The 20775-nt window shown below is 74.5% G+C and carries 20 protein-coding genes; 13 read left to right on the top strand and 7 right to left on the bottom strand.

What is annotated here, in order from left to right; genetic code table 11:
* Positions 1-223: 223 nt before the first annotated feature.
* Positions 224-1135: a GNAT family N-acetyltransferase gene (locus ACZ63H_RS34290; RefSeq protein WP_469871863.1), complete on the bottom strand. Its 912-nt coding sequence runs from the start codon at positions 1133-1135 to the stop codon at positions 224-226.
* Between the two features lie 243 nt (positions 1136-1378).
* Between ACZ63H_RS34290 and ACZ63H_RS34295 the strand changes: the two genes are divergently transcribed.
* The 5 genes from ACZ63H_RS34295 (at position 1379) to ACZ63H_RS34315 (ending at position 7366) form a co-directional block, all read left to right on the top strand.
* The gene (locus tag ACZ63H_RS34295; RefSeq protein WP_469871865.1) at positions 1379-2500 is read left to right on the top strand and encodes a PP2C family protein-serine/threonine phosphatase; all 1122 of its coding nucleotides are present in this window, start codon (positions 1379-1381) and stop codon (positions 2498-2500) included.
* 205 nt (positions 2501-2705) lie between these two features.
* Positions 2706-3953 carry a cytochrome P450 family protein gene (locus ACZ63H_RS34300; protein ID WP_469871867.1) on the top strand — a complete coding sequence of 416 codons (1248 nt, stop codon included), beginning with the start codon at positions 2706-2708 and terminating at the stop codon, positions 3951-3953.
* Between the two features lie 388 nt (positions 3954-4341).
* Positions 4342-4962, top strand: a complete 621-nt coding sequence (locus ACZ63H_RS34305; protein ID WP_469871869.1) for an L-threonylcarbamoyladenylate synthase — start codon at positions 4342-4344, stop codon at positions 4960-4962.
* Between the two features lie 298 nt (positions 4963-5260).
* Positions 5261-6016: a dienelactone hydrolase family protein gene (locus ACZ63H_RS34310; protein ID WP_469871871.1), complete on the top strand. Its 756-nt coding sequence runs from the start codon at positions 5261-5263 to the stop codon at positions 6014-6016.
* Positions 6017-6166: 150 nt separating this feature from the next.
* Positions 6167-7366 carry a glycoside hydrolase family 64 protein gene (locus ACZ63H_RS34315; protein WP_469871873.1) on the top strand — a complete coding sequence of 400 codons (1200 nt, stop codon included), beginning with the start codon at positions 6167-6169 and terminating at the stop codon, positions 7364-7366.
* A 58-nt stretch (positions 7367-7424) separates the two neighbouring features.
* On the opposite strand, the gene ACZ63H_RS34320 is transcribed toward ACZ63H_RS34315, so the two are convergent.
* Together ACZ63H_RS34320 and ACZ63H_RS34325 are read right to left on the bottom strand one after the other, a co-directional pair.
* Positions 7425-9827 carry a M4 family metallopeptidase gene (locus tag ACZ63H_RS34320; RefSeq protein ID WP_469871875.1) on the bottom strand — a complete coding sequence of 801 codons (2403 nt, stop codon included), beginning with the start codon at positions 9825-9827 and terminating at the stop codon, positions 7425-7427.
* Positions 9824-9988, bottom strand: a complete 165-nt coding sequence (locus ACZ63H_RS34325) for a hypothetical protein (protein WP_469871877.1) — start codon at positions 9986-9988, stop codon at positions 9824-9826. Before ACZ63H_RS34325 ends, ACZ63H_RS34320 begins: the two co-directional genes overlap by 4 nt.
* A 267-nt stretch (positions 9989-10255) precedes the next feature.
* On the opposite strand from ACZ63H_RS34325, the gene ACZ63H_RS34330 reads away from it, so the two are divergent.
* From ACZ63H_RS34330 to ACZ63H_RS34345, 4 genes are all read left to right on the top strand, one after another.
* Positions 10256-11773 carry a metallophosphoesterase family protein gene (locus ACZ63H_RS34330; RefSeq protein ID WP_469871879.1) on the top strand — a complete coding sequence of 506 codons (1518 nt, stop codon included), beginning with the start codon at positions 10256-10258 and terminating at the stop codon, positions 11771-11773.
* 67 nt (positions 11774-11840) lie between these two features.
* Positions 11841-12878, top strand: a complete 1038-nt coding sequence (locus ACZ63H_RS34335) for an LLM class flavin-dependent oxidoreductase (protein WP_469871881.1) — start codon at positions 11841-11843, stop codon at positions 12876-12878.
* 309 nt (positions 12879-13187) lie between these two features.
* Complete coding sequence (locus tag ACZ63H_RS34340; RefSeq protein WP_469871883.1) at positions 13188-13355, top strand: hypothetical protein; 168 nt, start codon at positions 13188-13190, stop codon at positions 13353-13355.
* A 107-nt stretch (positions 13356-13462) separates the two neighbouring features.
* Positions 13463-13897 carry a cupin domain-containing protein gene (locus ACZ63H_RS34345; protein WP_469871885.1) on the top strand — a complete coding sequence of 145 codons (435 nt, stop codon included), beginning with the start codon at positions 13463-13465 and terminating at the stop codon, positions 13895-13897.
* 7 nt (positions 13898-13904) lie between these two features.
* Here ACZ63H_RS34345 and ACZ63H_RS34350 read toward each other — a convergent pair whose 3' ends face one another.
* The gene (locus ACZ63H_RS34350; RefSeq protein WP_469871887.1) at positions 13905-14372 is read right to left on the bottom strand and encodes a peroxiredoxin; all 468 of its coding nucleotides are present in this window, start codon (positions 14370-14372) and stop codon (positions 13905-13907) included.
* Positions 14369-14749: a DoxX family protein gene (locus tag ACZ63H_RS34355; RefSeq protein ID WP_469871889.1), complete on the bottom strand. Its 381-nt coding sequence runs from the start codon at positions 14747-14749 to the stop codon at positions 14369-14371. The genes ACZ63H_RS34350 and ACZ63H_RS34355 overlap by 4 nt, the downstream gene beginning before the upstream one ends.
* 228 nt (positions 14750-14977) lie before the next feature.
* Here ACZ63H_RS34355 and ACZ63H_RS34360 point away from each other — a divergent pair, with 228 nt between their 5' ends.
* Positions 14978-15736 carry an IclR family transcriptional regulator gene (locus ACZ63H_RS34360; protein WP_469871891.1) on the top strand — a complete coding sequence of 253 codons (759 nt, stop codon included), beginning with the start codon at positions 14978-14980 and terminating at the stop codon, positions 15734-15736.
* Positions 15737-15917: 181 nt separating this feature from the next.
* Entirely contained in the window at positions 15918-17102 is a 1185-nt protein-coding gene (locus ACZ63H_RS34365; RefSeq protein WP_469871892.1) for a PP2C family protein-serine/threonine phosphatase, read from the top strand.
* On the opposite strand, the gene ACZ63H_RS34370 is transcribed toward ACZ63H_RS34365, so the two are convergent.
* A complete protein-coding gene (locus ACZ63H_RS34370) occupies positions 17057-17482 on the bottom strand; it encodes an ATP-binding protein (RefSeq protein ID WP_469871894.1) in 426 nt (141 codons plus the stop codon). The genes ACZ63H_RS34365 and ACZ63H_RS34370 overlap by 46 nt on opposite strands.
* 182 nt (positions 17483-17664) lie before the next feature.
* Here ACZ63H_RS34370 and ACZ63H_RS34375 point away from each other — a divergent pair, with 182 nt between their 5' ends.
* Both ACZ63H_RS34375 and glpK read left to right on the top strand, forming a co-directional pair.
* Positions 17665-18432 (top strand): IclR family transcriptional regulator, encoded by a 768-nt coding sequence (locus ACZ63H_RS34375; protein WP_469871896.1) that lies wholly within the window; start codon positions 17665-17667, stop codon positions 18430-18432.
* A 44-nt stretch (positions 18433-18476) separates the two neighbouring features.
* Positions 18477-19991, top strand: coding sequence for a glycerol kinase GlpK (gene glpK, locus ACZ63H_RS34380; RefSeq protein WP_469871898.1), 1515 nt, complete (start codon positions 18477-18479; stop codon positions 19989-19991).
* Between the two features lie 19 nt (positions 19992-20010).
* On the opposite strand, the gene ACZ63H_RS34385 is transcribed toward glpK, so the two are convergent.
* A complete protein-coding gene (locus tag ACZ63H_RS34385) occupies positions 20011-20688 on the bottom strand; it encodes a TetR/AcrR family transcriptional regulator (protein WP_469871900.1) in 678 nt (225 codons plus the stop codon).
* Positions 20689-20775: the final 87 nt, after the last annotated feature.

The raw sequence follows: 20775 nt of genomic DNA on the forward strand, positions 1-20775 counted from the left end.
GGAGGTGGTTTTTTTTCCTCCTCGCGGGGGTGGTGGGGGTTGTGTTCGCCCCCCCCCCCCCCCCCCCCCCCCCTCCCCTCCCTCCCCCCCCCCCCCCCCCCCCCCCACTCCTGCGACGCCGCGTTCGGTCTGCGGGTCACCGAGATCCTGGCCGCGGCGGAGGACCGGCTCGCGGCCGCCCGGGAGTAGGCCGCCCGGGGGCCGCGCGCCGGTCTCCGAACCGTCAGTGCCCCTCGCCGGCCTCCGGGTCGGCCCAGTAGGAGACGCGTTCGCGCAGGACGGGGTAGCGGGCCGTGGTGAAGTGCGCGGCCATCGGGAAGTTGCCCTGGTCGGTGGCGGCGGCGATGAACTCGGCGCCCTGTCCGGCCAGGAAGTGGGTGCAGTCGGCGAGCAGGTCGTAGGCGTAGCCGTGGCCGCGCTGTTCGGGCACCACCCCGATGAAGCCGACGCACGGTCCCGCGGGGTTGCGGGCCGGGATGTGGATGCCGACCGGCTCGCCCGCCGGGGTGCGGGCGATCCGCCACCAGTCGCGGGGCGAGGGGAACCAGTGGAAGAAGTCCAGTTCCTCCCTGGCCGCCCGGTCCACGCCGCCCCGCTCGATGGCCCGGCGGGCGTGGGCGTCGAGGGTGGCGGACTGGATGCGGCACAAGAGGTCGTAGAACACGCCGTCGTCCGGTTCGGCGGTGAAGACGAGCCGCCCGGGCCGTTCGGGCAGGCCCCGGTCCGGGGTCCAGCGGTAGGTGAACCGCTCCACCAAGGGGGTGTAGCCGGCCCGCAGCGCGGCGGCGGCACCGGTGCCGGCCGCGGCCCGCAGGCGCGGGTCGTCCCGCCAGCCGGGCGGCAGGTCGAGTTCCAGCTCGGGGGTGTGCCAGGGGGCCGTCCGCAGCAGCGCGGCACCGGCCTCCTCCTCGCCCTCGGCCACGTCGAGCCAGTTGATCACCAGGGGCTCGGGGTCCTCGGGGCGGCCCCACCAGGCGGCGCGTGCCACGACGCGGCCGTCGCGCAGGGCGACGCGCTGCCAGTCGGGGCGGTAGCGGGTGTGCCGGTGCCGTTCGCCCAGCGCGAGCGCGTCGGGCATGGTGTGGAACAGGTTCGCGCTGCTGTCGTCGAGCGCGCGGATGACCAGGCCGGTCATGGATTCCTCCGGGATGCGTGGATGGGCGACGCTCCCGGTCGGATCATCGGATCAGACGTGACACGCCCGCGGCACGGGGAGGGGGGAGCGCCTGTTGCTGCTGTCGTGCATGACACTCGCCTCCTTCTTCCGTCCGGTCCGGGCGTGGCGGGCCCACACTAGGCGGGCGGCCGGGCGGGCGTCCACCGGTTTCCGCGATCCCGGGCGAGGTGCGGGGCACCGGCGGCGGCGTAGCGTGGGGATGTGGGATCGGTACGCGGCCGGTGGGCGCGCGGGGACCGTCGGGAGCGCGGCTGGCTGCGCGGCGCGCCACCGCCGTGGTGGGTCCGTGTGCTACCCGTCCTCCTGCTCGCGGCCGTCGGCTCGGCCACACTGATCACCCCCCACGCGCGCGATCTCGGCTTCCTGCTGGGCGCGATCCCGCCGCTGGCGGTCCTGTCCTACGGCCCGCTGACCACCGGTGTGCTCGGGGCGGGCGTGGTCGCGGTGCTGAACATGCCGGCCACGCATCTGAACCGTCCCGGGGACACCGATCTGCTGACCGTCGTGTTCGTGGCCGCGCTGAGCGTGTTCGTGTCCTACGTGCGCAGCCGGCGGGACGCCCAGCTGGACACCGAGCGGGCGATCGGCGAGGCGGTGCAGCGGGCCGTGCTGCCGCCGCTGCCGGACCGGGTCGGGCGGGTCGGGTGCGCCGCCTCCTACCGGGCCGCGCAGGACGGGACGCTGGTGGGCGGGGACTTCTTCGACGTACGGGCGGGGCCGTACGGCGTGCGGGCGGTGTTCGGGGATGTGCAGGGGCACGGGCTGACCGCGGTGGCCACGGTGGTGTCGCTGCTGGGGGCGTTCCGGGAGGCCGCGCTGGACCAGCCGGACCTGGAGTCGGTGGCGGCGCGGCTGGACCGCCGGCTGGCGGTGGACTCGGCGGACGTGGGGCACGCGGAGCTGTTCGCCACCGCCCTGCTGCTGGAGTTCGCCGACGGCACGGCCGCGGTGCGGGTGGTGGCGTGCGGGCATCCGGCGCCCGTGCTGCTGCGCCCCGGGGCGGCCCGGGAGGTGACCGTCGCGCCCGCGCCGCCGCTGGGCATCGGTCTGGTCGGTGTCGACCCGCCGAAGGAGGTCACCGTGCCGCTCGGTCCGGGCGACCGCCTGTTCCTGGCCTCCGACGGCGTGTGGGAGGCCCGGGACGCCGACGGCGCCTTCTACCCGCTCCCGCGACGGCTGGCCGCCCTGGCCGGCACCCCGTCCGCCGGCCTGCCCGGCGCCGTGTGGGAGGACCTGGCACGACGCCGCTACCTGGTCCGCGACGACGCGACCATGCTGGTCCTGACACCGGAGGCGGCGGGGACGGGTGCGGGGCCCGGGTGAGCCCCGGGCGGCGCCGGAGGCCGTCGGCGCGCTCCCCTCCCCCACGGCGGGCGCACGGCCGCCCCGCGCCGGGCCGGCGGCGACGAGGGGCCGAACTCGGCCCCATTCCGGGGCGGATGACTCGGAAGCGGTGTGCGTACGGGCGGTGACGCGGTGTACTGGACCGGGACCGTCCCAGGCATGGCCGACCAGTTGGGAGACCGTCGTGACCGTCACCGACCGCATCGCCCTCGACCGCATCGCCCTCGACCCCTTCGGCTCCGACATCGCCGGGGAGAGCGCACGGCTGCGCCTCCTCGGCCCCGTCGTCCCCGTGGAGCTGCCCGGATCCATCCCCGCCTGGGCGCCCACCGGCTACGACACCCTCAAGGCCCTCATCCTCGATCCCCGGGTCAGCAAGGACGCGCGCCGGCACTGGCGGCTGTGGCCGGAGCTGGACGCGCATCCGTCCTGGGGCTGGATGGCCAACTGGGTCAGCGTGACCAACATGCTCACCACCTACGGCACCGACCACACCCGGCTGCGCAGGCTGGTGGCGCCGAGCTTCACCCACCGGCGCACCGAGGCGATGCGGCCCCGGGTGGCCGCGCTGACGGCCGAGCTGCTGGACGCGCTGCAGGCCGCGGGCGCCGGCGGCGGCGTGGTCGACCTGCGCGACGGGCTCGCGCATCCCCTGCCGATGCGGATGATCTGCGAACTCCTGGGCGTCCCCCAGGAGTTGCGGCCCGACGCGGCGCGTCTCATCGCCGACTTCATGAACACCTCCGACCCGAGCCCCGAGTTCGCGGCCTCGGTGCGCGAGCGCGTCGGCTCGGTGCTCGGCGCGCTGATCGAGTACCGGCGGGCCCGGCCGGGCGACGACATCACCACGGAGCTGATCCGGGTGCGCGACGAGGACGGCGACCGGCTCTCGGACGAGGAACTGCTGCACACGCTGCTGCTGGTGGTCGGCGCCGGGTTCGAGACCACCGTGAACCTCATCGGCAACGCGGTGGTCGCCCTGCTGGCCGATCCCGGACAGCTGGCGGCGGTGCGCGCCGGGGAGGTCGGCTGGGGCGCGGTGGTCGACGAGACGCTGCGGGTGCATCCGTCCATCGCCGCGCTGCCGTTGCGGTTCGCGGTGGAGGATCTGAGGGTCGGGGACGTGACGATTCCGGCCGGGGACGCGATCATCACGACGTACGCCGCGTCGGGCCTGGACCCGGCGCACTACGGCCCCGACGCGGCCGTCTTCGACGCGGCACGGGCGGCCGAGGACCACCTGGCGTTCGGGATCGGCGTGCACCGCTGCGTCGGGGCTCCGCTGGCCCGCCTGGAGGCACTGACCGCGCTGCCCGCCCTGTTCTCCCGCTTCCCCGGCCTGCGCCTGGCCCGCGCGGCCGGCGAGCTGCGCCATCTGCCGTCGTTCATCGCCCACGGCTGGCAGGAGATCCCGGTCCGGCTGGGGGACTGAGCGCCGCCGGGTCCGGTGACCCGGACGGCCGCCGTCCGCACATGGCTCCGCCGGCGGCCCGGGGGGACGGGGCCGCCGGCGGAGACGCCACGCCCGGGGTGGGGGGTCCCCGGGCGGCTCAGTGCTCGCATGCCCCGGAATCCGGGATGTACGCGGCCGAATTCCGGCCGGTTCGGAAAATCTTCCCCGGACCGGCCGGAAAGCGGGGAACGCCAAGGCCACCGGGGCGCGGGCGCCTCCCGGGCCGTACACCCGCGAGGGCCGGCCGGGGCCGTGCGGTCCGCTCCCGTCCGCCGCGCGCCCCGGCCGGCCGTGCCGAGCGGGGAAGCGGGGGCGGGCGGGTGACCGGGGCGCGCGTGCGGTGTCCGGGACGGCATAAGCTCGACGGGTGGCGAAGTACTTCGACGTGCATCCAGAGAACCCGCAACCGCGCAGCATCGCGCAGATCGCCGACGCGGTGCGCTCGGAGGCACTCATCGCATATCCGACCGACTCCTGTTACGCGCTCGGCTGCCGGCTGGGCAGCCGGGACGGCATGGACCGGATCCGTGCCATCCGCCGGCTGGACGACCGGCACCACTTCACCCTGATGTGCCGGGACTTCGCGCAGCTCGGCCAGTTCGTCCGGGTGGACAACGACGTCTTCCGGGCGGTGAAGGCGTCCACGCCCGGCAGCTACACCTTCATCCTCCCGGCCACCCGGGAGGTGCCGCGCAAGCTGCTGCACCCGAAGAAGAAGACCGTGGGCGTGCGCATCCCGGACCATGTGGTCACCCAGGCGCTGCTGGCGGAGCTGGGCGAACCGCTGCTGTCGAGCACGCTGCTGCTGCCCGACGAGGAGGAGCCGCTGACCCAGGGCTGGGAGATCAAGGACCGGCTCGACCACGTGGTGGACGCGGTGGTGGACTCCGGCGACTGCGGCACCGAGCCGACGACGGTGGTCGACTTCTCCGGGGGCGAGGCGGAGATCGTCCGGTGGGGGGCGGGCGACACCAGCCGGTTCGAGTGAGCGGACAGCCCCCAGAGGATCCGCGAAGGGGGCTTCACACAGGCGCTCCCCCCATGTGCTCCCCGCACATGGGGACTCCCCACACAGGCGCTCCCCACATAGGCGCGCCGCACACCGATGCCGCCCTCCCCATGGGCGCGCCCCGCACAGACGCCCCGCACACTTGCGCCCCGCGCACCCGCACCCCGGGCACCACACCCGGCGGGCGTCGTCGATCTTGCGTGACAGCATGGTCGTCACCATGGCGCCGGGGTCACCCCCGCCCGGCGCCCGTTTCCCGAGGGAGGGCTCGTCCACCATGACCGATCTCCGGCGTGACGATGTCGACGTCCGGACCGAGGACGGCGTCGCCGACGCCTACCTGGTCCGCCCCGCCGACGACCGCCCCCGCCCGGGCGTGCTGTTCTACCAGGACGCCTACGGCGCGCGACCGCACCTGAAGTCGATGGCCGACCGGCTGGCCGCGGCGGGTTACACCGTGCTGCTGCCGAACGTGTTCTACCGGCTCGGCCGGGCGCCGGTCGTCGACCTGCCCGCGTTCATCGACCCGGGCGCGGACCCGACGATCTGGGAGCGGCTCGGCCCGGTACTGGCCGGCCTGACGCCTGACCTGGTCAAGCGGGACGCGGGCGCCTATTTGCGCTGGCTGGCCGACAGTCCGCTGGTGGCGGACGGCCCGGTCGCGCTGACCGGCTACTGCATGGGCTCCCGGCTCGTGCTGTGGACGGCGGGCGCCTACCCGGACCGGGTCGCGGCGGCGGCCGGTTTCCACGGCGGGGGCCTGGCCACCGACGACCCGGACAGCCCGCACCGGGAGGCCCCGCGCATCACCGCGGAGCTGTACTTCGGGCACGCCGACGAGGACGCGTCGCTGCCGCCGGAGCAGATCGCGCGCTTCGAGGAGGCGCTGACCGCCGCCGGTGTGCGGCACACCTGCGAGGTCTACGCCGGCGCCCACCACGGCTACACCCAGGCGGACACCCCCGCCTACGACCGGAAGGCCGACGACCGGCACTGGGCGGCGCTGCTCGACCTGCTCGCGCGCGCGTTCTGACGGCACGGTCCGGTGTCCGCCGGGCGGCGGACATCGGACCGATCGCGTCCCAGACATTGACATGTACTCGCCGTGGCCGGAATCTGAGAGCGCTCTCACAGCGGTACGGACCAATTCCGTACGACCCCGAACCCCACACGGAGGTGGAGAGTGCCTCACACGCTCAAGCGGGGCGTGCTGCCCCTGGCCGCCGCCACGGCGCTGCTCGGCGGGCTGCTCGCGCTCGGCACCCCGGGCCGCGCCGACGCCGCCGTCCCCGACACCATCCCCCTGACGATCACCAACAACTCGGGCCGCTCCGAGCCGGTCTACGTCTACGACCTCGGCACCCAGCTGTCCTCGGGACGGCAGGGCTGGGCCGACGCGGACGGCGTCTTCCACGCCTGGCCGGCCGGCGGGAACCCGCCGACTCCCGCGCCGGACGCGGCGATACCCGGGCCGGCCGCCGGCCAGTCCAGGACGATCCGCATCCCCAAGTTCTCCGGGCGGATCTACTTCTCCTACGGCCGCAAGCTGGACTTCCGGCTGACCACCGGCGGGCTGGTCCAGCCGGCCGTGCAGAACCCGTCCGACCCCAACCGCGACATCCTCTTCAACTGGTCGGAGTACACGCTCAACGACGCCGGGCTGTGGCTCAACAGCACCCAGGTGGACATGTTCTCGGCGCCGTACGCGGTCGGCGTGCAGCGCGCCGACGGCGGCGTGAGCACCACCGGGCATCTGAAGTCCGGTGGCTGGAGCGGCTTCTTCTCCGCGCTGCGCGCCCAGCCGGGCGGCTGGGCGGGCCTGATCCAGACCCGCTCCGACGGCACGGTGCTGCGCGCGCTGTCCCCGCTGTACGGCGTGGAGACCGGCGCGCTGCCGGCGAACGTGCTGGACGACTACGTGAACCGGGTCTGGCAGAAGTACACGACGTCGACACTGACCGTCACGCCGTTCGCGGACCAGCCGAACACCAAGTACTACGGCCGGGTCTCGGGCAACGTCATGAACTTCACCAACTCGGCCGGCGCGGTCGTCACCAGTTTCCAGAAGCCCGACGCGTCCAGCGTCTTCGGCTGCCACAGGCTGCTGGACGCGCCCAACGACGCCGTGCGCGGGCCCATCTCCCGTACGCTGTGCGCCGGTTTCAACCGCTCCACGCTGCTGGTCAGCGCGAATCAGCCGGACAACGCGACGGCCGATTTCTACCGGGACGCGGTGACCAACCAGTACGCGCGCGCCGTCCACGCGCAGATGGCCGACGGCAAGGCCTACGCGTTCGCCTTCGACGACGTCGGCAACCAGGAGTCGCTGGTGCACGACGGCAGCCCGCGGCAGGCGTACCTCACGCTGGACCCGCTCGGCTGACGCGACGCGGTCCCGCACCCGGCGAACCGGGTGCGGGACCGCGCGCGGTGTCGGGTGGTCAGCCGGTCGTCAGGGCGGTGTCGTCCACGACGAAGCTGGTCTGGAGGCCGGAGTCCTCGACCCCGTTGAACTTCAGCGCGACCGTGGTACCCGCCAGCGAGGACAGGTCGAAGGTCTTCTGGACGTAGCCGGAGGCCGCGTCGAGGTTCGAGTAGGTGGCGAGGGTCTTCGAACCGGCGGTCACCGTCAGCTTGTCGTACTGGGTGCTGGTGGTGGTCTCGTCGGTGTCGATGTGGAGGTAGAACGTCAGGGTCGCCTTGCAGCCCGCCGGGACGGCCACCGACTGGGACAGCGTGTCGGTGTGCGTGGAGCCGTAGCCGTTCAGCCATGCCTTGTAGGAGCCGCCGTGGGCGGGCTGGCCGCTGTCGGTGGTGATGACGCCGCTGCTCGCGGTCCAGGCGGAGCTGCCGGACTCGAAGCCGGGGTTGCCCAGCAGTTGCGTCGCCGAGCAGCCGCCGCCGGTCGTGCCGACCGTCCAGGCGAAGGTGGCGGTGCCGGTCGCGCCGGTGGAGTCGGTCACCGTCACGGTGGTGTTGTAGCTGCCCGCCGCGGTGGGCGTGCCGGTGATCAGACCGGTCGAGCCGTTGATCGTCAGGCCGGAGGGCAGTCCGGAGGCGCTGTAGGTCAGCGCGCCGCTGTTGGTGCTGGACGCCTGGATCTGGAGGCTCACGGCGGTGCCCACGGTGGCGTTCTGACTGCCCGGGTTGGTGACGGTCACCCCGCTGCTGGGCGGGTTGATGTGACCGCCGACGTTGATGCCGGCGAAGGCGTTGCCGACTCCCGCGTACTGGGCGGAGTTGGTGCCGTACAGCGCGGCGGCGGCGTTGAGGGCGGCGGTGCGGGCGCCGGCGTAGTTGGTGCTGGACGTCATGTACGTCGTCAGCGCCTTGTACCAGATCTTCAGCGCGGCGTCCCGGCCGATGCCGGTGACGGCGACGCCGTCGGACGTGCTGCTGTTGTAGGTCACGCCGTTGATGGTCTTGGTGCCGCTGCCCTCGGAGAGCAGGTAGAACATGTGGTTCGCCGGGCCCGAGGAGTAGTGCACGTCGAGGCCGCCGATACCGGAGTACCAGCTGTCCTTGGACCCGCCGTCCTTGCTGGGCTTGTCCATGTACCGCAGCGGCGAGCCGTCGCCGTTGATGTCTATCTTCTCGCCGATGAGGTAGTCACCGACGTCCTTGGGGTTGTTCGCGTAGAACTCGACGCCCGTGCCGAAGATGTCGGAGGTCGCCTCGTTCAGGCCGCCCGACTCGCCGCTGTAGGTCAGGCCCGCGGTGTTGGAGGTGACGCCGTGGCTCATCTCGTGGCCGGCGACGTCCAGCGAGGTCAGGGCGTGGGTGTTGCCGCTGCCGTCGCCGTAGGTCATGCAGAAGCAGCTGTCGTCCCAGAAGGCGTTGACGTAGCCGCTGCTGTAGTGGACGCGGCTGTAGGCGGCGACGCCGTCGTTGCGGATGCCGCTGCGGCCGAAGGTGTTCTTGTAGAAGTCCCAGGTCTCCTGCGCGCCGTAGGCGGCGTCGGCGCCGGCGGTCTGGGTGTTGGAGCCGGTGCCGTCGCCCCAGACGTCGTCGGCGTCGGTCAGCAGGGAGCCGGTGCCGGAGGTGGCCCGGTTGAGGTTGTAGGTCTTGTGGCCGCCGCGCGTGGTGTCGTACAGCTGGTACGTGGAGCCCGACAGCGTGGTGTTCAGGGTGACGGTGCCGCTGTACTGGGTGTTGCCGGTGCCGGTCTTGACCGCCTGGTAGCGGTACAGCTCCTTGCCGGTGGTGGCGTCGGTGACGACGTGCAGCCTGCTGGGGGTGCCGTCGTCCTGGAGGCCGTCGACGACCGTCTCCCAGGCGAGCTTCGGGGTGCCGGCGCCGGCCCAGATCACCTTGCGGACGCCGTCCGTGGCGGGCTTGCCGGCGGCCAGCGCCTTCGCGGCCTTCAGCGCCTCGGTCTCGGCGGCGGCCTTGGCGAAGGTGGCGGTGGTGGAGGGCACCGTGATGGTGCGCTTGCTGTTGAAGGTGGTGCTGACGGTCCCCTTGGCCAGCGAGGCGGGCGGGGTGTGCACGACGAGGTCGCCGCCGAGGACGGGCAGACCGTCGTAGGTGCGCTCGTACCGGGTGTGCAGGGTGCCGTCGTTGTCCTTGACGACGTCCCTGACGACCAGCTTCTCCTTCGCGCCGAGGCCGAGGGCGCGGGCGGTGCCGGCGGCCGTGTCCCGGGCGCTCTCGACGAGTGCGCGGTGCTGGGCCGGGCTGAGTTTCACCGCCAGTGCGCCGGTGCGCAGCGAGCCGGGGTGGGGGGCGGCCGGGGCGGCGGCGGCGGGGACCGCCTGGAGGCCGACGGCGAGGAACGCCGCGGCGGAGAGCAGGGCGGCTCCTGCCGTGGCGCGCTTGTGGGGAAGGGGTCTGTGGGGTCTCACGCGTACTCCTCCTGCTGCGGCCGCCGGTCGGCGGCCGGTGAGGTGACGGACGGGCAGCGGGGTCTGCTGCCCGGGTGAGCTGAGCCGTGCGGGGCCGTGATCCGGGAACCGGTGGGGTGGATCAGGGTGCGCAGGGAGAATGACAGTCTTGACCGATCCATGTCACCTCTGGCCGGGTCAATCGAGGGTTTTCCCTATCGGCCGGCGCGGGCCGATCCGGAGGGCGGAGGCCGGTTCGCCCGGCCCGGGGATCGTCGCCGAGCACGGCGGAGCCACCCGCGAACGGTGACCCGCCGGGTCCCCCCGGGGCCACACCGGTGCCCCCCGGCCCGGTGCCGGGCGGAGGCGGCCAACGGGCGCAGGCGGCCCGGGCGTTGGGCCGGACCCGGCTTTCCCGCGCTGGTCGGGGCGTTGTTACCGTGCACCGCGTGTCTGACTCCTCGCGCGATACCGCACAGGGCGCCGGCTGGGGCGCGGCCCGGCCCGGCGCCTACCGGCAGTTGCTGCCGGACCACGTCGAGAACCTGTCGTGGCTGAACCCCCGCGTCCTGTGGGCCGCCCGCAACGGCGTTCTCGCGTCCCTGCTCGGCGACCCGACCGGCCGTACCCGCAGCCGCTGGGTGGCCCGCCGGGCGGCAGCGGGGGCGCCCGCCGACAAGCTGATCCGGCGGGACGTACCGGAGTCGTTCTCCTTCATGGTCATCGGGGACACCGGAGAGGGCGGCGACTCCCAGTACGCCGTCGTGCCCGGCTTCCTGGAAGCGAGCCGGGGAACGGACTTCGCGGTACTCGCCAGCGACGTCGTCTACCCCGTCGGCAGCGCCGACGACTACGGCGACAAGTTCTTCCGGCCCTACCAGGACTACCCGGGGCCGATCTACGCGATACCGGGCAACCACGACTGGTACGAGGATCTCGGCGCCTTCATGCGCGTGTTCTGCGCCGACACCCCGCCGCCCGCCCCGGAGCCCCGGCCCCGCCCGCTGACCCGCGCCTGGTGGCGGTCCCTGCTGTGGCACCGGGCGCGCCCCGCCGACGAGCGACGGTTCGCCGCGGCCCGGGCGTTGCGGTCGGCACCCGGGCAGCGGGCCGAACAGCCGGGCCCGTACTGGGCGATCGACGCGGGGCCGGTGCGGATCGTCGGCATCGACACCGGCCTGCTGGGCACGGTCGACGCCGAACAGGGCGCCTGGCTGCGGGAAGTGTCCGAGGGCCCCAGGCCGAAGATCCTCGTCACCGGTTCGCCGCTGTACGTCGACGGCGAGCACCATCCCTGCCCGATCGAGGGCGGCGGCACGGTGGACGACGTCGTCCGGGACCCGCGGCACCGCTACGTGGCCGCGATCGGCGGCGACATCCACAACTACCAGCGCTATCCGGTGACGGTGGACGGCCGCACCGTCCAGTACGTCGTGGCGGGCGGCGGAGGGGCGTTCACGCACGCCACGCACACCATCCCCCGGGTGTCGGTGGGCGGTGTCACCGAACGCGAGTTCCGCTGCTACCCGCTGCGCGGCGACTCGCTCGCCTTCTACAGCCGCCTGTACGGGCGCCGGCTGCGGCTGCGGCGCTTCTTCCGCCTGACGGAGCAGGAGGCGGCGGCCGTCGTCGCCGAACGGCTCGGCATCGAACCGGCCCGCGCCCCCGGTCCCGACGCCCGGATCACCCGCCGCACCCGGCTGGTCGCCGGGCTGCTCGGCACCGGTCGCCGCCCCGGCGGCGCCGCTCGGTTCCGGCTGCCCGTGCGCAAGGTGTACACCACGCTGCTCTCGCCGTCCTCCGCCACCCACAGCCCACCGTTCTTCAAGTCCTTCCTGCGGCTGGACGTCACGGCGGACGCCGTACGGCTGCGCTGTTTCGCCGCGACGGGCAACCTCGCGCAGGAACTCGATCCCCCGGTCGAGGACGAGGTCGTGATCCCGCTGCCGGCGGGCCCGGCGGATTGATCACACGGTTGTCACACTGGCCTGCCAGAATCGAGGCCGAGCCGACACCCGACCGCTGGAGGACCCGTTGCCGTCCACCTCTCGCCCCCTGCGCAAGCTGGGCTTTCTGACCATCGGCCTGTTCGACGCGGCGGACCCCGGGCGGGGCCACGAGTCCACGCTGGAGATCATCGAGCTGGGCGAGCGGCTCGGCTTCGACAGTGCCTGGGTGCGCCACCGGCACCTCCAGTACGGCATCTCCTCCCCGGTCGCGGTGCTGGCCGCCGCCTCGCAGCGCACCCGGCGGATCCAGCTCGGCACCGCGGTGACGCCGCTCGGCTGGGAGAACCCGCTGCGGCTCGCCGAGGACCTGGCGACGGTCGACGTGCTGTCCGGCGGGCGGCTGAACCCGGGCGTCAGCGTGGGCCCGCCGACGCACTTCGACCAGGTCAAGGACGCCCTCTACCCGGACACCGCCGACGCCGAGGACTTCGGGTTCGAGCGGGTGCGGCGGCTGCTGGACCTGGTGCGCGGCAAGCCCGCCAGCGACTTCAGCGGCGTGAAGGGTTTCGAGGTGTTCTCCGACGTGGTCCAGCCGCACTCCCCGGGGCTCGGGCAGCGGATGTGGTACGGCGGCGGCAGCCTGCGGTCGGCGCGCTGGGCGGGCGAGCACGGCATGAACTTCCTGACCAGCAGCGTGGTCAAGGCGGAGGACACCGGGGGCGTGGGCGGGCCGCCGGACTTCGCCGCGATCCAGCTGTCCCTCATCCGGGAGTTCCGGGCCCACCACCCGGACGGGGAGGCGGCCCGGGTGTCCCACGGGCTGGTGGTGATCCCGACCGACTCGGCGAGCCCCGCCCAACGCGCCAAGTACGCGCAGTACGCGGCCCGGCGGCTGCCCCGCACCACCGCCCCGCAGGGGCCGGGCCGGCAGCTGTTCGCGCCGGACCTGGTCGGCACCTCCGCGGAGCTGGCCGAACGGCTGCACGCGCACGCCGCTTTCCGGGAGGTCGACGAGGTGGCGTTCGCCCTGCCGTTCACCTTCGAGCACGAGGACTACGTACAGATCCTGACGGACATGGCGACGAAGCTCGGGCCGGCGCTGGGCTGGCGGCCGGCCGGGTGACCACGGCCTCGGGGGCCGGCCCCCGGGGTACCCGCGGCGCCGGGAACGGGACGCGGGGAAGAGGCCGCGAGGTGGCGGCGGAGGACCGGTCGCAGCGTGCCGCGACGGGCGTGGCGTCGGGCGGACCCGTGAGCCGCCGGGACGGGCGGCCCCGTCTCGTGGTGCGCCGCCGCCGCGGAACCGGACGAGGGCGTCCTCGCCGCGCGGCTCGGCGCCGCGCGGCCGGAACGCGGCGCGCCCCCTCTGCGGGGTCGCCGGGACGTCCACCGGGCGGCCCCGCCGGTCGTGACCGAGCGGCTCGCACCTCCCGTGGTCCACACGATCACGGTCCCGCCGCCGTACTCGCCCTGCGGGACGACGCCCTCGAAGCCGGACGAGGAGGTGGCCCGGGCCCGCGCGCCGGTCCCCCGGCGGGCCCGCTCGGTGCGCACCGGCCGCACACCGGCCCAGGCCGCCGCCGGCACCGGCCGGAACTGAGCCGCGGACGCGGGCGGCCGTATCCGGATGCGGAGATTCCGGCCCCCGGGGGCCCGCCGTGCCCCTAGGGTCGCGGCGTCCCCCTTCTACGCCCTCCGGAGGCCGGCATGCGCACCGCACTCCGTACCGCCGTGGCCGGCGTCGTCACCGGCGCCGCCCTCATGACCTGCTCCCTCGCCGCGGCGACCCCGGCGGGGCCCGGCATCACGTCCCGGATCCTCGCCCGGGCCACCGTCGGCGGCACCGACTACATCCTGCGGGAGGTCACGCTCCCGCCCGGCCAGAGCACGGGCTGGCACTACCACGACGGCCCGCTGCACGGCGTCGTGCGGCAGGGCACCCTCAGCCACTTCGACTCCACCTGCGGGCCGGACGGCGTGTACCGCACCGGCGAGACGATCCAGGAACCGGCCGGCCCCGGCTACGTCCACATCGGCCGCAATCTGGGCGACACCCCGCTGGTCCTGGAGGTGCTGTACGTGCTGCCGCTCGGCTCCCCGTTCTCCGAGGACGCCCCGAACCCGGGCTGCCCCTTCCAGTGACCGCCGCTCAGCCCCGGCGGGCGCGCAGGGCGGCGAGGGCCCGGTCGGCGTGGGTGTTCATGCGCAGTTCGCTGCGGACGACCTCCAGGACGGTGCGGTCCTCGGCGATCACGAAGGTGACGCGCTTGGTCGGGGCCAGGGAGAAGCTGCGCGCGACGCCGAACCGCTCGCGGACCGTGCCGTCGGCGTCGGAGAGCAGCGGCATGCCGAGCCGGTGCCGGTCGGTGAACTCCCGCTGCCTGTCGACGGCGTCCCCGCTGATGCCGACGGGCCGGGCGCCGGCGGCCGCGAACTCGGCGGCCAGGTCCCGGAAGTGGCAGGCCTCGGCGGTGCAGCCGGGAGTGAGGGCGGCGGGGTAGAAGAAGAGCACGACGGGGCCGCCCGCCAGCAGTCCGGTGAGCCGGCGGACGGTGCCGGTCTCGTCGGGCAGGGCGAAGTCCTCCGCCGTGTCCCCGACCGCGAGGGGCCTCGTCACGACCGCCCCCTCCCGTTCCGGGCGACACCGCGCGCCCACAGCACCAGGGGCACCTGGAGGGGCAGCCGGGCCAGCGCCGCCGCCCGCAGCGGGGCCGGCCGGCGGCGCCAGTCCACGGCCATCTGGACGTTCGCCGGGAAGACGCCGACGAAGAAGGCGGCTGCCGCCTTCGCCGCCCCGGCGCGGGTGCGGGGCGCCGCGATCCCGGCCGCCAGGGCCAGTTCGACGGCCCCGCTGGCGTAGGTCCAGGCCCGGGGCGGGCCCGGCAGCGCCCGGGGGACGACCGCGTCGAACTGCCGGGGCACGGCGAAGTGGGCGGCCCCGGCGGCGGCCAGCAGGCCGGCGAGCAGCAGGGGTGAGCGTTCGGACCGGGACACGGTTCCTCCTCTGGTGGCCTGCCGCCGGATATTACTGGAGCGTAGGCCGCCGGGGCGCGCCCGGGCAGCGGGACGGCCGCGTGGGCCGTCGGTCGCCGCCCCGACGCGCGGGAGCGCCTGCCGCGGCGGCGCGAAGGCGTGCCGCTCGGCCCGCTCCCCGGTGCCCGCACGGGCTTCCCGGTGATCCCCGGCCTTGCCCCGGCCCCGCGGCCGGGGCAGCCTGGTCCTATGGGTGCGCGGGAAGGCCCCACCCTCATCACGTCCGTGCAGCGGGCGCTCAGGCTGCTGGAGGCGGTGGGTGCCCACGAGAACGGCGCGCCGGCCAAGCAACTGGCGCGCGAGACGCGGCTGCCGCTGGCCACCGCCTACCACCTGCTGCGCACCCTGCTGCACGACGGGTACGTGCGGAAACTGGACGACGGCGGCTTCGTGCTGGGCGACCGGCTGGCCTCCCTGCACACGGCGGGCCGCCCGCAGTCGCTGCTGAGCCGGGTGCGCCCGACGCTGGCCGCGCTGCGGGACGAGCTGTCCACCGCCGCCTACCTCACGTTCTACGAGGAGGGCGAGATCAGGGTCGCCGAGATCGTCGACGGTCCGCGCACCCCCCGGGTGGACCTGTGGGTGGGGTTCGAGGACGCGGGACACGCCACCGCGCTCGGCAAGACCGTGCTGCGCGAGCTGGGCGAGGACGCCCGCCGGGAGTACCTGTCCCGGCACCGGCTCGCCGATCTCACGCCGCGCACGGTCACCAGCCTGCCGGAGCTGCTGCGCAGGCTCGACGCGCCGCCCCTGGCGCCGGCCGTCACGGACCTGGAGGAGTACGCGCTCGGCACCGTGTGCGTCGCCGTACCGGTCTACCGCGGGGACACCCTCGGCTCGCTGGGCGTCTCGCTGCCGGCGGACCGCAAGGACCGGCTCCGGGAGATGCGGGCCCGGCTGCTCCCGATCGCGAGCCGTGTGACCCGGAGCCTTTCGCTGACCACGTGAGCGGCGGCCGCACCCCGTGCCCCGGCCCGCCCGGAGCGGCCTTGCTCACTATCTGAAAATCCGGTTCTTGTGACCGCCCGCGCCGGGCCCGTTTGCTTGATGCAGGGGACATTCCGGGTGAGCGCCTCCGAGCGGCGGGGCCGCGTTCGTACAGGCGAGGACAGAGGACAGCGGACGACACATGAGCCAGGTCCGAGACGAGGGCGGTGACCACATGCCGGCGCGGCGGTTCGGGAAGCGGAGGGCGCGCGCCGCGGGACGGCGGCTGCTGCCGGTCCTCGTCGTCGCCGCCGTCGTCCTCGGCGGTCTGGCGGGCGGCCCGGGAGCCCTCTGGCTGCCGCTGCTGGCGGCCGGTCCCGCGCTGGCGGCCGTCACCAACGGACCGCGCGGCGTCCTCGGCACCGGTCTCCTCGCGGCCGCGGCGGGTGCCGCCCTGGCCTGCGGGCACGGGATGTCCGCACCGGAGGCGGCGGCCGTGCTGGGCGCCCTGCCGGCCGTCACCGCGGCGAGTGCCCTGGCCGGCGTGCTGCGGCAGCGCCGGGAGCGCGTGCTCGCCGCCGTCCGTTCGGTCGCCGAGGCCGCCCAGCACGCGCTGCTCCAGCCCGTCCCGGAGACCGTCGGCCCGTTCCAGGTGGCCGTCCGCTACAGCGCCGCCGCGGCGGAGGCCCGGATCGGCGGGGACCTGTACGCGCTGGAGTCCACCCCGCACGGCATCCGGCTGATCGTCGGCGACGTACGCGGCAAGGGGCTGCCGGCCGTGGGCACGGCCGCGCTCGTCCTCGGGGTGTTCCGGGAGGCCGCCCACGACGAGGCCGGCCTGCTCGCCGTCGTCGACCGGATCGAGCGGAGCCTCGCCCGCAATCTCGGCCCGGACGACTTCGTCACCGCCGTGGTCGCCGGATATCCCCGGCCGGGACAGCTGGAGATCGTCAACTGCGGGCACGCGCCGCCGCTGCTGATCTCCGCGTCCGGGGAGGTCACGGAGGTGGAACCGGACCGTCCCGCGCCGCCCCTCGGGCTGCGCGCCCTGTCGGACCGCGCTCCCGGCCTGCGGCGGCTGCCGCTGGCGGAGGGGGACCAGCTGCTGCTCTACACGGACGGCGTCACCGAGGCCCGTGACCGGGCGCGCGTGTTCTATCCGCTGGCCGACGGCGTGGGCCGCCATGTGTGCGAGGAGCCGGCGCGCACGCTCGGCGCGCTCCATGGCGAGCTGCTGGCGCACGTGGGCGGCCGGCTGCACGACGACGCGGCCCTGCTGCTGCTCCGCCGGCGGCCGTCAGGGGATCCGGCCGCCGTGGCGGCCGGGACCGGGGCCGCGCCTCAGGCGGCGACCAGCTCCGCCCAGCGGGTGACCCGCCCGGGGTGAACCCGTATGCCGTGGCGGGTCGCCAGGGCGCGGACGATCGCCTCGCCCCGGCCGTGCTCGTCCGGGTCGATCCCGGCGCGGGACGGACCCGCGGCGAGGTCGGGTCCGGCGTCGGTGACCTCCACCCGCAGGGTGGGCGGGTGATCGCCGCGCACCCAGGACACCCGGAGTTCGGCCGGCGGCCGGGCGTGCACGATCGCGTTGGTGACCAGCTCCGACACCACGAGCAGCGAGTCCTCGACGATCTCCGGGCATACGCTCCAGTCGGCGAGGAGCGCCGCCACCCGCCGGCGTACGGCCGATACCGCGCCGGCGACGGGCGGAACCGGACACACGTGTTCGTGTGCCGCCCGAAGCAGGGTATTGAGCTGAGCCGCCATGTTCTCTCCCGATCTGCTGCCGGTCTCGCACGCTGTCTCGGCGTCTTCCGGGCCTCAAAGCACGTTAGGGAGACATATCGGACGGGTCAATGAACAGGGGTCGGCATTACCGAACGCCCCGCCCCGGCCCCGGCCCGCCGTCCCGCGGGGCGAAGCGTCCGCGCCGGTAATAGGCTCGCCTCATGGCCGGACCGGTCCAGTCGATCGAGCGGGCGGCGGCGATTCTGCGGCTGCTCGCCGGCGGGCCCCGCCGACTCGGACTCGGCGAGGTGGCGGCCTCGCTCGGGCTGGCGAAGGGCACCGCCCACGGCATCCTGCGCACGCTCCAGCACGTGGACTTCGTGGAGCAGGACGCGGCGACCGGGAAGTACCAGCTCGGGGCCGCCCTGCTGCACCTGGGCACCAGCTACCTGGACGTCAACGAACTGCGTTCACGCTCCCTGAACTGGGCCGACGCCCTGGCCGCCCGCAGCGGGGAGGCGGTACGCCTCGGCACCCCGCTGGAGGGCAGGGTCCTCGTCGTCCACCACGTGTTCCGGCCCGACGACAGCTTCCAGACCCTGGACGTGGGCGCGCTGCTGCCGCTGCACGCCTCCTCGCTCGGCAAGGTGCTGCTCGCCTTCGGCACGGCGACGGCCGCGCCGGACCGGGCGCCGGGGCTGGAGGCGTACACCCGGCACACCCTGACCGATCCCGAGCGGCTCGCCCGGGCGCTCGCCGCCGTTCGGGACACCGGCTGGGCGGCCGAGATCCAGGAGATGAGCATGGGCGAGGCCGGGATCGCGGCGCCGATCCGGGGGCACGGCGGGCTCGTCGTGGGCGCCGTCGGACTGTCCGGGCCGGTGGAGCGCGTCTGCGACGGCCGGTGCCGGCCCCGGCCCCCGCTGATCGGTCTGGTCCGCGAGGCCGCGAGGGCGATCTCCAGAGATCTGGGAGCCGCCCGCTGGTAGGCCACGACAGCCGCCCCCAGATCCGTCGGAAGGCAGGCCCGATCATGACGGAACGGTATGTGATGTCGGTCGATCAGGGCACCAACTCCACCCGCTGCATCCTCTTCGACCACCGTGGGCGGCTGGTCTCGGTCGCGCAGCGGGAGCACCAGCAGCACTTCCCGCGGCCGGGGTGGGTGGAGCACGACGCCGTGGAGATCTGGCAGAACCTGCGCCGGGTGGTGCCCGAGGCCCTGTCCGCCGCCGGGGTCGCGACGGACCGGGTCGCCGCCATCGGGCTGGCCAACCAGCGGGAGACCACGGTGCTCTGGGACCGGCGCACCGGCGCCCCGCTGGGCCGGGCGATCGTCTGGCAGGACACCCGTACCGCGCCCCTGGTCGAGGACCTCCTGCGCGACCCCGGCGAGGCGTTCTTCCTCGGGCGGTGCGCCCTGCCGCCCTCCACCTACTTCTCCGCGCTGCGGATCCGCTGGCTGTTCGACCACGTCAAGGGCGTCGAGCAGCGCGCCCGGGATGGCGAGGTGCTGTTCGGGACGATGGAGAGCTGGCTCCTGTGGAACCTCACCGGGGGCCCCGACGGCGGCCTGCACCTGACCGACGCCACCAACGCCAGCCGCACGATGCTGATGAACATCCACACCCTCGCCTGGGACGACGAACTGCTGGGCTTCTTCGGCGTGCCCCGCCCGATGCTGCCCGAGATCCGCCCCTCCGCCGAGCGGTACGGCGAGGCGAGCGCGCTGCTGCCGGGCATCCCCCTCACCGCCGCCCTCGGCGACCAGCAGGCCGCCCTGTTCGGCCAGACCTGCTTCTCCCCCGGCGAGGCCAAGTGCACCTACGGCACCGGGAGCTTCCTGCTGCTGAACACCGGCGACGACGTCGTGCGCTCCCGGCACGGGCTGCTCACCACCGTCGCCTACAAGATCGGGGACCAGCCCCCGGCCTACGCCCTGGAGGGGTCGATCGCGGTCACCGGCGCGCTCGTCCAGTGGTTCCGCGACCGCCTGGGCCTGATCGGGAGCGCCCCGGAGATCGAGACCCTCGCCCGCACGGTCGAGGACAACGGCGGCTGCTACATCGTCCCCGCCTTCTCGGGGCTGTTCGCGCCGCACTGGCGCAGCGACGCGCGCGGGGTCGTCGTCGGTCTCACCTCGTACATCACCAAGGGGCATCTGGCGCGGGCGGTGCTGGAGGCCACGGGCTGGCAGACCCGGGAGGTCGTCGACGCGATGAACGCCGACTTCCCGGTGCCCCTGCCGCAGCTCAGGGTGGACGGCGGCATGACCGCGGACAACCTGCTCATGCAGTTCGTGGCCGATGTGCTGGACGTGCCGGTGGTGCGGCCCATGGTCGCCGAGACGGTCTCCCTGGGCGCGGCCTACGCGGCCGGTCTCGCCGCCGGCTACTGGCCCGGGCTGGAGGTGCTGCGCCGCAACTGGCACCGGGCCGCGCAGTGGCTGCCCGGCATGGACCCCGAGCGGCGGGAGGCGGAGTACGGCAACTGGAAGCGGGCCGTCGAACGCTCCCTGGGGTGGGCGGGACCACCGCGGGGAGCGTGAGCCCGCCGTGATCTGCTGCTCAGTCCGAGGAGGAGTCCCCCGGTGCCGCCGCCCGGGCGCTGACCGGGGCCAGCCACAGGCCCACGATCGCGTCGGCGAGCCCCGTCGCGGCCTCGCTCCAGGTGGCGTGCGGGGTCGGGGTGCCCTCGGCGAGGGCCCGCTCGCGCTCGGCGCAGGTGTGCAGGATCAGCAGCCGGACCATCTGGCCGCGTTCGGCGCGGACCTCGGGCGGCAGGTCCGGCAGGGTGCGGTCGAGGCCCTCGACCGCCTCGCGCAGCGCCGGTGAGGCGAGGGACTCCTCGACCATGATGTCGTGCAGCGCCGGGTCGGTCATCACCTGCGCGCAGAAGCGGGCGTACCAGGTCGGACCGGAGTGTCCGGCGAGGTGCTCGGTGACCGGGCGGACCAGGCAGCCGACCCAGTCGCGCACGTCGGTGGAGCCCGCGGTCTCCGCCAGGGCCCGTTCCCGCAGCGTCTCGATGTGCCGGGTGTGCCGCCGGGCGACCGCGCGGACCAGGTCGGCCTTGGTGCCGAAGTGGTAGCCGACGGCGGCGTTGTTGCCCTGGCCGGCGGCCTCGCTGACCTGGCGGTTGGAGACGGCGTACACGCCGTGCTCGGCGAACAGCCGCTCCGCCGCGGTCAGGATCGCCTCCCGCGTCGCGTTCACCTGCTCGGTCCGCGCCGTCCTGCGCGCCATGCTCACCACCGCTCCGGGACGTGCGCCACCCCGGGGGCGGTCCGTCCCGCACTCCGCCCCGGGTCCTCGGCCGGGGCGGGCGAGGTC

This window comes from Streptomyces sp. NPDC104831, assembly GCF_055583025.1.

Bases quoted from the DNA above. Each gene is read 5' to 3' on its own strand.
- ACZ63H_RS34370 (WP_469871894.1), bottom strand. From the start codon at position 17,482: ATGGCGGCTCAGCTCAATACCCTGCTTCGGGCGGCACACGAACACGTG.
- ACZ63H_RS34325 (WP_469871877.1), bottom strand. From the start codon at position 9,988: ATGGATCGGTCAAGACTGTCATTCTCCCTGCGCACCCTGATCCACCCC.
- ACZ63H_RS34375 (WP_469871896.1), top strand. From the start codon at position 17,665: ATGGCCGGACCGGTCCAGTCGATCGAGCGGGCGGCGGCGATTCTGCGG.
- ACZ63H_RS34385 (WP_469871900.1), bottom strand. From the start codon at position 20,688: ATGGCGCGCAGGACGGCGCGGACCGAGCAGGTGAACGCGACGCGGGAG.
- ACZ63H_RS34360 (WP_469871891.1), top strand. From the start codon at position 14,978: ATGGGTGCGCGGGAAGGCCCCACCCTCATCACGTCCGTGCAGCGGGCG.
- ACZ63H_RS34345 (WP_469871885.1), top strand. From the start codon at position 13,463: ATGCGCACCGCACTCCGTACCGCCGTGGCCGGCGTCGTCACCGGCGCC.
- glpK (WP_469871898.1), top strand. From the start codon at position 18,477: ATGACGGAACGGTATGTGATGTCGGTCGATCAGGGCACCAACTCCACC.
- ACZ63H_RS34365 (WP_469871892.1), top strand. From the start codon at position 15,918: ATGAGCCAGGTCCGAGACGAGGGCGGTGACCACATGCCGGCGCGGCGG.
- ACZ63H_RS34290 (WP_469871863.1), bottom strand. From the start codon at position 1,135: ATGACCGGCCTGGTCATCCGCGCGCTCGACGACAGCAGCGCGAACCTG.
- ACZ63H_RS34310 (WP_469871871.1), top strand. From the start codon at position 5,261: ATGACCGATCTCCGGCGTGACGATGTCGACGTCCGGACCGAGGACGGC.